This is a genomic window from Saccharibacter sp. EH611, assembly GCF_009834765.1.
Lineage (GTDB): Bacteria > Pseudomonadota > Alphaproteobacteria > Acetobacterales > Acetobacteraceae > Saccharibacter.
Genome location: NZ_WVHP01000007.1, coordinates 1 through 8,999, shown reverse-complemented (window position 1 = coordinate 8,999; position 8,999 = coordinate 1). Strand labels below are relative to the sequence as shown.

Below are 8,999 nucleotides of genomic sequence, written 5' to 3'. Positions count from 1 at the left end.
ACGATAGGGTGATGGGATGATGAGTGATCTAGCAGCCTTAAAGGAACGGATAGCTCATACACATCTTCTTCTTGATCTGATTGAACAGCGCGATGTCCTAACACCCGAAGAAGTAGAAGAGCGTTTAGTTCTCAAGGCTCGGTTAAGGCACCAACAACGGGCTTTGGAGGAGACACGATGAACTACAGACAGGAGCATGAAGGAAAGATCGTCTGCCCCCATTGCTCGTATGAGAACGAGGGGGATGGCGAGCTCAATGAGGCGTATGAGGGGGCTAAATGGCACTGCACGTCGTGCAATAAGAGCTTCATCATCGAAACAGTCGTCCGAACCATAACGGTCACAACGCTCAAGGAAAGCGATAGTATTCTTAATGAAATCTCTCTTGTAGACATGAAGATAAATAGAACAGAGAAAAGCGGTCTTTGTGTGAGTGGTTTTAGAAAGAAAAGAGAAGAACTGAGCATGAAGCTTGCCGAACTTTTGCTTAAAGAGCGCCAGATAGAAGAAAATAGTTACTAACCACCCCAAGTAAAATCGAGGATTTTTGAGATGCTGCAACACGCAAACAGGAAAGCTGTGTCTAAAGCACGCCCAGAGACGCCGCAAATGAGGCGGACAGAATACCTAAAGGCAGCGATGGACTGCCTCAAGAAAGGGCAGAAAACAGCAGCCGAAGCGCTCTTTTCCTGCGCTGTTTTTGAAAATGTGAAAGCATGGGGCTTCTAATGAGTAAGAAATACGAACTACTAACCGACGATACGGTTGCAAGTTGTGATGGCACTCTGTATCGCATCCGCTCCCTAAGAGACATTCCTGAATTAGGTGTATCTATCGGCGATATGGGCGGATACATCGAAAGCGAAAAAAACCTAACTCATAGCGGCAATGCGTGGGTATCTGGCAATGCGTGGGTGTTCGGCAATGCGTGGGTATCTGGCAATGCGAAGGTTTTTGGCAATGCGTTGATAGCTAACTTGCGTCACATTCTAGCGCTCGGCCCAATCGGATCAGAAGATGGGACATTTACACTATTCCGAACGGACAGTGACCCATGCGTAACGCGTGGCTGCTTTAGCGGAACCCTTGATGAGTTTGAGAAAGCCGTAAACGACACACACGGCGACAATCAGCACGGCCAAGAATACCGCGCTGTCATAGCGCTTGCCCGCGTGCGTGTCAGGGAATGGGAGGCCGCGTGATGAGTAACGTAGTAGCAAAGGAAAACAACGTATCTCCTTCTGTTGAAACGAGGGTCAATACGGATGTTTCTATCATGGGGATCATCTCACAAGCGGCAACAAACCCGCAATGTGATGTTGATAAGATGCAAGCACTCTTACAAATGCACAATCAAGTCATGGATAGAGAGGCAACAGCAGAATTTAGCCGTGCCATGAGCGCTGCTTCTGGGGAAATCCCACAGGTGGCAAAGAATGGACGGGTTAGTCTCGGGGGAAAGGTAGGATACAACTTTACCCGATGGGAAGATATGGATGCCGTTATTCGTCCTATTCTGACAAAGCACGGGTTACGGCTCTCTTTTACGACGCGCTCTTCTGAAGGCGGTATGAAGACTATTGTCGGGACGATTACTCATGAGAATGGGAAGTCTCAAAGTTCCGAAATGGATTTGCCTATCGATGTTGGTAATGGACGGAATGCTTTGCAGGCGTTTGGCTCGTCTATTTCCTACGGGAAGCGTTATTGCGCTGAAATGCTGCTGAATATCGTTCGGACAAACGAAGATAAAGATGGGGTTTCTTCTGCCCCGGCTCGGCAGTCTGCGCAAACGATCAGTCCTCATCAGAAAAATGAGATTATTCATCTCTTGAGAAAACTGGGGATGGGGCCTGAGAAAATGTTGGCTCATCTCAGCGTCCAAACCGTGGATGACATCCCGGCCTCTCAATTTAAAAGAGTGATGGATTATCTACGCAAACATCTGGAAAAACGGGGGGCTTCTCATGAAAGTCTATAACGTAGAGCAGGGTTCTGACGAGTGGATGGCCTTACGTGCTGGTCTCCCAACGGCTTCTGAATTTAGCAAGATTATCACACCGAAGACGCACGCTTTTTCTTCTTCGGCAAAGCCATACGCGGTGAAACTCGCTGTCGAGATCATTTTGGGTTGCCCTTTAGACAATGACCTTAGACATAATCAGGACGTACAACGCGGGATAGCGCTAGAAGAAACAGCAGCCCAAGCTTACGAGTTTGAGACAGCGGAGACGGCACAGCATGTCGGTTTCATCACTGATGATGAGGGACAGTATGGCGCAAGCCCCGACCGTCTGATCGGAGAAAACGGATTGCTTGAGATTAAGTGCCCACGCCCAGAAAAGCACGCTCACTACATGCTGAATGGCTTCGGGATGGATTATTTTGTGCAGGTTCAGGGGCAGTTGCTCGTCACAGGGCGGCAATGGTGCGACCGCTATTCGTATTGCCCCGGATTACGCCCTTACACAGAGCGTGTTGAGCGTGATGAGGATTTTATCGCAGCGTTAAAGGGCGCTCTGGCTCAGTTTCATGAGATGAAACTGGATAATCTTCGCAAGCTACAAAGCAAAGAAAATGACATGCAGGAGATGCCAGCATGAGCGGTCTTCTGATCCTATTCCTCGCGATAGCATCCTATTGCGTGATCGGTGCGTTCACAGGCTTGGCCCTCACGATCCAGCGGAGAGACATACGATACCTGCCTGATAGTGTTTTGATCGTCACTATGGTGGTTTGGCCCGTTCTATGGATTGCGTTTGTGATAGCCTATTTTCGGCGTTTCTTTGGGGAGCTGTGATGATGGACAGTTTCCATGCCGTTTGGGTCGCAATCCTCCTGTATCTCGCCCTCGGTCTCTACGTCAGACATCGAGAGCGCCGTTTCCGCCCTAACTGTCCACGAGGGGACATCCCAACACTGACAACAATGCTGTTCTGGCCGTGGAAGATCGCGGTCGTGTTCTGGAAAAAATGGAGGCGGGGATGAGAGTAGATATTGATGACTGTGAGGTAATGGGATGCGATGGGACAAGATATTTCCTAGTGTCTGAGCATTGTTCCTGTCATGTTTATGCCCCTTGTTCTCATTGCGAAGAGAAACCGTTGATTTGCGATACATGCGGTGCACGCTCTGATGATTTGCAAGAACAGGAGACCGGCCATGACTGACAAGCTAAAGCCGTGCCCGTTCTGTGGGTCGGAAGGAGCAACCTACACCTTCCGTTTCAAAATGCTTTGCAGCGAATGTGGTTCTGAGGGCCCGCGTGGTCGTGATGCCCGAGAGTGTGAGGCGCGCTGGAACCAACGACGCGAATGGGTTCCGTTCCGTGAAGCGGTGGATATGCCGGAATTCAGATACGGCATTCGCTACCCCGCCAAGTTCCCAACTGCTTCGGAACCACATCGTTATGGGCATGTGAAGGCTCGAAAGCATGCTGATGGACGTATGTATTACTACGTCAACGGCCACCACCAGCCGTCGTTAGATACTCGGGCTGAAGATCTTTGGGGCGAACCAATAGTCGGCGACGTGCTCGTTCTTGTCTCGGCTTTGGAGGAATACGCAGATCAGGAGGGTGGGGAAACCCTTTAATACTTGCATTTTCTATGCTGATTTTTCTAGCCTGTGATAATGACGGTTATCACAGGTTAAACAATGCATTCTCTATCACAGACAGATACAAACACATCTCAATTACCCGCAGCTCTTGCTGACGACGTTTCTGATCTTTCTAGCGCGTCACTTTCCGAAGCAACCCGCCGAGCCTATCGTGGGCATTGCCGCTCTTTTGCGCGTTGGTGTTCGCAGCTTGGTTTACCCTCTTATCCAACAACCCCTGAGATTGTGGCCGGTTGGATTACGCATCTCGTGCAGCAAGGGAAACGTCCAAGCACAATATCCCAGAGCGTATCAGCAATCAGTGCAGTTCATACTTTGAGAGGAGGCCCAAATCTTAGGCATACGTCTCAGGTGAAACGTGCTCTTAGTGGCGCAGCCCGCACGTTAGGCGTTGCACCTCAAAAAAAAGAAGCAGCAACAGCGTCTATCCTTATGCAGATGATCGCGTCCATTGCAGATGACACTCTGAAAGCAAAACGTGATCGGGCACTACTAGCACTAGGGTTTTCGGGAGCATTGCGTCGTTCGGAATTAGTCGCTCTACAGGTTGAGGATATCCAATCAGTGCCTGGTGGGGCTCTCGTAACCATTCGACGCTCTAAAACAGATCAGACAGGAGAAGGTCAGACAATTGGCATTCCTGCCGGAGTGTCTATCCGTCCTCTTGAGCATTTAAATGCTTGGCTTGAAGCTTCGGAAGTCACAGAAGGTCTAATATTCCGTCGGCTTAATCGGCACGGTCATATTCTAGGCCCTTTATCAGCTTCTGCTGTAGCCGAGATCGTTAAATCGGTTGCCCAGAACATAGGACTCGACCCACGCGAATTCGCAGGTCACTCACTGAGGGCAGGGTTTATCACCTCAGGAGCAGAGGCCGGCAAAGACGTTCTTCGCATTGCAGAAGTCTCGCGTCATAAAAACCTTGAGGTTTTGCGGGGTTACGTTAGGCGCGCCAATCTCTTGCGTGACCATGCAGGAGCATCATTTCTGTAGTTATCCACAAGTGATCTCAGAAAATATCTTGTGTTATATATGTGTTAGTACAGTGTTACGGTTTTTTTGGTATATAAAAACCCATTGGAAAACTGCGCTTTTAGGCACATTACCCTGTGGATTAGGTATTTAAAAACACGAATAATGGTATTTAAAAACACGAATAATGGTATTTAAAAACACGAATCCCCCTTCTTAAGGGTATTTTGGTATCTAAAACCACGAATCTCTTGACGCTGGTATTTAAAAACACGAATATAACTCTATGGTATCTGAAACCACGAACCAAGACTCTCTTAGTGCTCTTTTGCCGGAACGGTATCCTGAGCACGATCTGTTCATCTGCGATGTCCAAGACGCTGTGCTCAAGGACGTTATGCCGCAGATGGAGCACCCTTTCTATGCGCTTTCAAAAAAGCCAGAGAGAACTGTGCGTCGTTATGAGCACAATGGAAATTGGGTTGAGATTACGCCAAGCGTAAAAGGTCTGGCGACCATATACGATAAGGATATTCTTATCTATTGCATCTCCCAGCTCATGGCGAAGCTCAAAGCAGGTGAGAAGGTCACGGCCCGCGTGAAGATTAATAGCCGCGATTTGTTGCGCTTTATTAACCGCGGCACGTCTGGTTATGAATATAAAGCACTCATTCAGGCTCTCGACCGCTTAGAAGGTACGCGCATACGAACCAATGTCAGAACGGGGAATGAAGAGCAGATAGACGGTTTCGGCTTGATTGATGCGTCTTCGATACGCCGCCAGCATGGATTGGATGGCCGCCTTATCTCGTGCGAAATACGTCTATCTGATTGGGTGTTTAATGCCATCAAAAGCAATGAGGTTTTAACGCTTCACCGAAACTATTTCCGTCTCCGCAAACCGCTGGAAAGACGCGTTTACGAACTAGCACGCAAGCATTGTGGCCATCAGAAAAAATGGCGTGTTTCTCTAGGGGTATTGTTGAAAAAGTCGGGCTCTCAGAGCAGTTCAAAACTGTTCCGAAAAATGATTAAAGCGCTTGCTGAGAGTAACCACCTGCCAGACTATTTTGTCTCGTATGAACACGAAAGTGATATGGTGCTGTTTGCCAACCGTATGGCCCAGAAGGAAGATACCGTTTCTACAGAGTTATCTTTCTTCGCTTTGAAAGGCGAAACTTACGAGGGGGCCAAAGAGGAAGCGCCGGGATGGGATGTCTATTACCTTGAGAGAGAATGGGTAAGTTGGCTCGATGAGAATGAAATCATACCGAAGAACCCGGATCGCCACTTTTTGAAGTTTTGCGGGACATGGTTTCAAAATCACGGTTCTCCGTAAAGGGAATTGTTTACATCCTCAGTTTTTGTATATACAATGTTTACACTATAGGAGTTCATATTATGCAGGGTATAATTCGCAAATGGGGCAATAGCGCTGCTATCCGTCTTCCATCGAGTCTCCTAGAGGCTATCAATTTGAGGATTGATCAACCTGTTGAGCTTAGTGAGCAAGACGGGAAGCTTGTGATTGTTCCCTGCCGTTCAGCGGATATTACGTTGAATGATTTGGTCAATAATATTTCTGATGACAACAAACACGACGAATTCTTTACTGAGGGCCCGACAGGTAAGGAGAGCTGGTAAATGCCTTCTTGGGTTCCTAACAGTGGTGATGTCGTCTGGTTAGAATTTGACCCTCAAGCAGGGAGAGAACAGGCGGGACTTCGCCCGGCTATTGTTCTTTCGCCAAGAAATTACAACAGCAAAGCGGGTCTTATGATTTGTTGTCCCGTCACAACGAAGATAAAAGGGTATCCTTTTGAAGTTGCTTTAGATGGCACTCCCAAAAGTGTTGTTTTGTCCGATCAGGTCAGAAGCTTAGACTGGCGTCGGAGACGAGCAAAGCTAAAAGGGAAAGTGTCAGAAATAGAGCTGGAAACTATTCGGCAACGTGTACGTTTGCTGGTCGGCTAAATAGAGGCGGAGAATAGGTCATGCAGAAAATTATCACGATTTGTTCTCCCAAAGGTGGGACTGGCAAAACGACGGTAGCTCAGAACTTACTCGTCCAATTTGCAGACGCGGGGTTCCGTGTTTTAGGGGTAGATTTTGACCCTCAACAGACACTCTCTAAGTGGGCCAAACGGCGTGAGGCAACAAAAAACCGAGCTGTTTTCAATGTTTCTGCTCTTGATATTAGTGATTGGAACCGGATTAGCGATCTAACAGAAGAATACGATATTATCATTGCAGACCTGCTGCCGGGGGTTGAGGGCGATATATCATCTGTTCACGACCTGTGCCGTTCCTCTTCTCTTGTCGTTGTTCCCACTGGCCTGACGATGAGCGACCTTGATAGCACAGAACCATGGGTGAAACAGCTTCAGGAGCTGGATGTAAAAGCCGTAATGGCAATGAATAGAGCTAATCCGAGAGAAAGCTTTTTTGCAGCAGCACGAAACCACTTGAACGGCATAGGGACTGTCTGCCCAGTTGAGATCAGACAGCTTGCAGATGCTCATCAATTTTCTATCGACGGCTTAGCCGCTGCTGACAAACCACGCTGCAAAGCATATCCTGACTTCGCAGCTCTCTTTAATTTTGTGAAACGCGAAAGCGGGGTAGATAGTGTCTAAAGCGATTGACTTAACGGCAAAACTGGGTGGCGCACTCCAGCAGCCAGACCGTCAAACGAATGCACTAAAGTCTGTTGAGCAGACAGATGCTGCCTTTCTTGAGCGACTAAGAGAATGTTTTGAAGGACATGATTTAGCTCAAAACGAAAATAAAATACGGGAGGCTGCCCGCCTGTCTAATGCGCTTCAGCGCGGGAAAGCTAAATTTTTAGACAACGCTATTGAGATGGGGCGAGCCATCTTAAGAGCAGAAAAGGCATTTTCACGCGATGAATGGCGTCAGTTTGTCGAAAACAGCCCTTATCTGGTCGGCTTAAAGAAATCCATGCTGTCCAAGCTGCGCGCCGTCGCTCAGGCCGTAGATAGCGGAAAGATAGACCGCAAAACCTGCCCTAACTCATTTACGACAGCCTATACAATCGCGCGTCTTCCTGACGAGAAGTTGGCAGAGGTTAAACGGCGCGGGCTTCTGAATCCCCAAATGACGCGTCAGGAATTGCAGAGCGTTATCAAAGAAAACAAGCAGCATCCTGAAACGGACGCTGATATTTTGGATCGCTTAACAAGAAAACGTGAACGGCTCTACAATGAGCTTGAACGAGTTGAAGATGAGATTTCTAAGATTACGAAACGGTAGCGGAATGAGTTTCACCGGTGAAACTTTACTTCTCAACCGCTTTTAGTGCTACCATGAAGCTCTGGCTGACATACTCTCCCGTCGCTCATTCCCATAATCCCGCAACATAGCGGGCAGCTCGTGCAGGTCGGGGTGAGCGCGCAGCTCGTCAGCCGCCTGCTTCTCTTCCTGTGCTGTGTAATGCACCAGCGGGGGGAAAAGCGGTTTGTAGCGGGCAGGAGCGCAGCTTGCTAACGTGCATAAAGCCATCGCACAAAAGACGTGCTTCATCAGAACGCCCCCTTATCTAACGTGTCCCGAAGCTCATTGCCGGAGCGTATGCCGTTCGTGCGAGCCTCCAGCATCCGTTGTGCGGCTTCTGCTGATTGTGTGGCGTCGCTTGCGTCTTGGCGTTCGGAGCTTACGCGGGCGCTGTTTCGTCCGGCCCGGTTGCTATAGACGATCAGGGCTGTCAGGAAGCCGAGCACGGTCAGGATGAAGCCTCCTGCGAAATATGGGTTCATGGTTCTTCTCCGAACCAACCTTCTTTAAGAGGGGCGTCAATCCAGCCTTCTTTGTTGGTCATGGGTAATGTCCTTTGCTGTTTTTTTTGTCTGTTGGTACGGGGAGAGCCGAAGCCCTCCCATATGGGTTAGCCCATGCCGTTGATGACAGGTGTGGCCGTTGGGGCCTCTTCGCTTGCGCTAGAAGCCTCGGCTTTTTTCTTTTTCAAGCCGGCTAGCACCAGAGCAATGCCGGACAGAATGCCCGTAGCGCCTGCTAATACGGAGGCCAGATCAAAGGAGACCTTGCTTTCCACGGTAGGCAGAACGCCATCAAGCAAGCGGGCGGCACCGTCGGCGATCTTCTCTTGCGTTTCGCCTTTCTTCCCTGTGACGGCGGAGAAGATGTTTTCGCCGGCTTCGACAAGGGCGGTGATGGGGGTGGCTGTTGGTGTGGTTGTTTCTTCGGTCATGGTGTTTCTCAGTTTTCTTTTTGAGGAGATAGTAGGAGTGTTGGATGCATCAGACAGGCCGGCCCATCGCGGCAACGAAGCTCTGGCATGGTCATGGCTGGGGGCGTGTGTCAGTAGGCCGGCCTGCTTGGAAGCGGTTGGTGGCCCATCCGATATTGAGCGCAACGGTGCTGATGGC

General features: G+C 49.2%; 18 protein-coding genes. 15 read left to right on the top strand and 3 right to left on the bottom strand.

Annotated features, from left to right (window positions below):
* The first annotated feature begins 16 nt into the window (after nt 1-16).
* From GS535_RS04030 to GS535_RS03960, 15 genes are all read left to right on the top strand, one after another.
* On the top strand, nt 17-181 hold the full coding sequence (locus GS535_RS04030) for a hypothetical protein (protein WP_160792107.1): 165 nt from the start codon (nt 17-19) through the stop codon (nt 179-181).
* A complete protein-coding gene (locus tag GS535_RS04025) occupies nt 178-522 on the top strand; it encodes a hypothetical protein (protein WP_160799153.1) in 345 nt (114 codons plus the stop codon). The genes GS535_RS04030 and GS535_RS04025 overlap by 4 nt, the downstream gene beginning before the upstream one ends.
* A 30-nt stretch (nt 523-552) precedes the next feature.
* Nucleotides 553-729: a hypothetical protein gene (locus GS535_RS04020; protein ID WP_160792536.1), complete on the top strand. Its 177-nt coding sequence runs from the start codon at nt 553-555 to the stop codon at nt 727-729.
* Nucleotides 729-1,202: a hypothetical protein gene (locus GS535_RS04015; RefSeq protein ID WP_160792535.1), complete on the top strand. Its 474-nt coding sequence runs from the start codon at nt 729-731 to the stop codon at nt 1,200-1,202. The genes GS535_RS04020 and GS535_RS04015 overlap by 1 nt, the downstream gene beginning before the upstream one ends.
* Nucleotides 1,202-1,981, top strand: a complete 780-nt coding sequence (locus GS535_RS04010) for an ERF family protein (protein ID WP_160792534.1) — start codon at nt 1,202-1,204, stop codon at nt 1,979-1,981. Before GS535_RS04015 ends, GS535_RS04010 begins: the two co-directional genes overlap by 1 nt.
* Nucleotides 1,968-2,603, top strand: a complete 636-nt coding sequence (locus tag GS535_RS04005; protein ID WP_160792533.1) for a lambda exonuclease family protein — start codon at nt 1,968-1,970, stop codon at nt 2,601-2,603. The genes GS535_RS04010 and GS535_RS04005 overlap by 14 nt, the downstream gene beginning before the upstream one ends.
* Nucleotides 2,600-2,800: a hypothetical protein gene (locus GS535_RS04000; RefSeq protein WP_160792532.1), complete on the top strand. Its 201-nt coding sequence runs from the start codon at nt 2,600-2,602 to the stop codon at nt 2,798-2,800. The genes GS535_RS04005 and GS535_RS04000 overlap by 4 nt, the downstream gene beginning before the upstream one ends.
* Entirely contained in the window at nt 2,800-2,988 is a 189-nt protein-coding gene (locus tag GS535_RS03995; RefSeq protein WP_160792531.1) for a hypothetical protein, read from the top strand. The genes GS535_RS04000 and GS535_RS03995 overlap by 1 nt, the downstream gene beginning before the upstream one ends.
* A 174-nt stretch (nt 2,989-3,162) precedes the next feature.
* Nucleotides 3,163-3,594 carry a hypothetical protein gene (locus GS535_RS03990; RefSeq protein ID WP_160792530.1) on the top strand — a complete coding sequence of 144 codons (432 nt, stop codon included), beginning with the start codon at nt 3,163-3,165 and terminating at the stop codon, nt 3,592-3,594.
* Nucleotides 3,595-3,657: 63 nt separating this feature from the next.
* The gene (locus GS535_RS03985; protein WP_160792529.1) at nt 3,658-4,614 is read left to right on the top strand and encodes a site-specific integrase; all 957 of its coding nucleotides are present in this window, start codon (nt 3,658-3,660) and stop codon (nt 4,612-4,614) included.
* Nucleotides 4,615-4,879: 265 nt separating this feature from the next.
* On the top strand, nt 4,880-5,932 hold the full coding sequence (locus tag GS535_RS03980) for a replication initiator protein A (RefSeq protein ID WP_160792528.1): 1,053 nt from the start codon (nt 4,880-4,882) through the stop codon (nt 5,930-5,932).
* A gap of 62 nt (nt 5,933-5,994) precedes the next feature.
* Nucleotides 5,995-6,237, top strand: coding sequence for an AbrB/MazE/SpoVT family DNA-binding domain-containing protein (locus tag GS535_RS03975; protein WP_160792527.1), 243 nt, complete (start codon nt 5,995-5,997; stop codon nt 6,235-6,237).
* Nucleotides 6,238-6,567, top strand: a complete 330-nt coding sequence (gene mazF / locus GS535_RS03970; protein ID WP_160792526.1) for an endoribonuclease MazF — start codon at nt 6,238-6,240, stop codon at nt 6,565-6,567.
* Nucleotides 6,568-6,587: 20 nt separating this feature from the next.
* Nucleotides 6,588-7,229: a ParA family protein gene (locus GS535_RS03965; protein WP_160792525.1), complete on the top strand. Its 642-nt coding sequence runs from the start codon at nt 6,588-6,590 to the stop codon at nt 7,227-7,229.
* Entirely contained in the window at nt 7,222-7,866 is a 645-nt protein-coding gene (locus GS535_RS03960) for a hypothetical protein (RefSeq protein ID WP_160792524.1), read from the top strand. The genes GS535_RS03965 and GS535_RS03960 overlap by 8 nt, the downstream gene beginning before the upstream one ends.
* A 48-nt stretch (nt 7,867-7,914) precedes the next feature.
* Here the strand turns inward: GS535_RS03960 and GS535_RS03955 are convergent, their stop codons facing one another.
* The 3 genes from GS535_RS03955 to GS535_RS03945 all read right to left on the bottom strand — a co-directional run bounded on the left by GS535_RS03955 (nt 7,915) and on the right by GS535_RS03945 (nt 8,821).
* Nucleotides 7,915-8,136: a hypothetical protein gene (locus tag GS535_RS03955; RefSeq protein WP_160792523.1), complete on the bottom strand. Its 222-nt coding sequence runs from the start codon at nt 8,134-8,136 to the stop codon at nt 7,915-7,917.
* A complete protein-coding gene (locus GS535_RS03950) occupies nt 8,136-8,369 on the bottom strand; it encodes a hypothetical protein (protein ID WP_160792522.1) in 234 nt (77 codons plus the stop codon). The genes GS535_RS03955 and GS535_RS03950 overlap by 1 nt, the downstream gene beginning before the upstream one ends.
* Nucleotides 8,370-8,497: 128 nt before the next feature.
* Nucleotides 8,498-8,821 (bottom strand): hypothetical protein, encoded by a 324-nt coding sequence (locus GS535_RS03945; protein WP_160792521.1) that lies wholly within the window; start codon nt 8,819-8,821, stop codon nt 8,498-8,500.
* Nucleotides 8,822-8,999: the final 178 nt, after the last annotated feature.

Bases quoted from the DNA above. Each gene is read 5' to 3' on its own strand.
- GS535_RS04025 (WP_160799153.1), top strand. From the start codon at position 178: ATGAACTACAGACAGGAGCATGAAGGAAAGATCGTCTGCCCCCATTGC.
- GS535_RS04020 (WP_160792536.1), top strand. From the start codon at position 553: ATGCTGCAACACGCAAACAGGAAAGCTGTGTCTAAAGCACGCCCAGAG.
- GS535_RS03995 (WP_160792531.1), top strand. From the start codon at position 2,800: ATGATGGACAGTTTCCATGCCGTTTGGGTCGCAATCCTCCTGTATCTC.
- GS535_RS04030 (WP_160792107.1), top strand. From the start codon at position 17: ATGATGAGTGATCTAGCAGCCTTAAAGGAACGGATAGCTCATACACAT.
- GS535_RS04005 (WP_160792533.1), top strand. From the start codon at position 1,968: ATGAAAGTCTATAACGTAGAGCAGGGTTCTGACGAGTGGATGGCCTTA.
- GS535_RS03950 (WP_160792522.1), bottom strand. From the start codon at position 8,369: ATGAACCCATATTTCGCAGGAGGCTTCATCCTGACCGTGCTCGGCTTC.
- GS535_RS04015 (WP_160792535.1), top strand. From the start codon at position 729: ATGAGTAAGAAATACGAACTACTAACCGACGATACGGTTGCAAGTTGT.
- GS535_RS03945 (WP_160792521.1), bottom strand. From the start codon at position 8,821: ATGACCGAAGAAACAACCACACCAACAGCCACCCCCATCACCGCCCTT.
- GS535_RS03980 (WP_160792528.1), top strand. From the start codon at position 4,880: ATGGTATCTGAAACCACGAACCAAGACTCTCTTAGTGCTCTTTTGCCG.
- GS535_RS04000 (WP_160792532.1), top strand. From the start codon at position 2,600: ATGAGCGGTCTTCTGATCCTATTCCTCGCGATAGCATCCTATTGCGTG.
- GS535_RS03990 (WP_160792530.1), top strand. From the start codon at position 3,163: ATGACTGACAAGCTAAAGCCGTGCCCGTTCTGTGGGTCGGAAGGAGCA.
- GS535_RS03985 (WP_160792529.1), top strand. From the start codon at position 3,658: ATGCATTCTCTATCACAGACAGATACAAACACATCTCAATTACCCGCA.
- GS535_RS03965 (WP_160792525.1), top strand. From the start codon at position 6,588: ATGCAGAAAATTATCACGATTTGTTCTCCCAAAGGTGGGACTGGCAAA.
- GS535_RS04010 (WP_160792534.1), top strand. From the start codon at position 1,202: ATGAGTAACGTAGTAGCAAAGGAAAACAACGTATCTCCTTCTGTTGAA.
- mazF (WP_160792526.1), top strand. From the start codon at position 6,238: ATGCCTTCTTGGGTTCCTAACAGTGGTGATGTCGTCTGGTTAGAATTT.
- GS535_RS03975 (WP_160792527.1), top strand. From the start codon at position 5,995: ATGCAGGGTATAATTCGCAAATGGGGCAATAGCGCTGCTATCCGTCTT.
- GS535_RS03955 (WP_160792523.1), bottom strand. From the start codon at position 8,136: ATGAAGCACGTCTTTTGTGCGATGGCTTTATGCACGTTAGCAAGCTGC.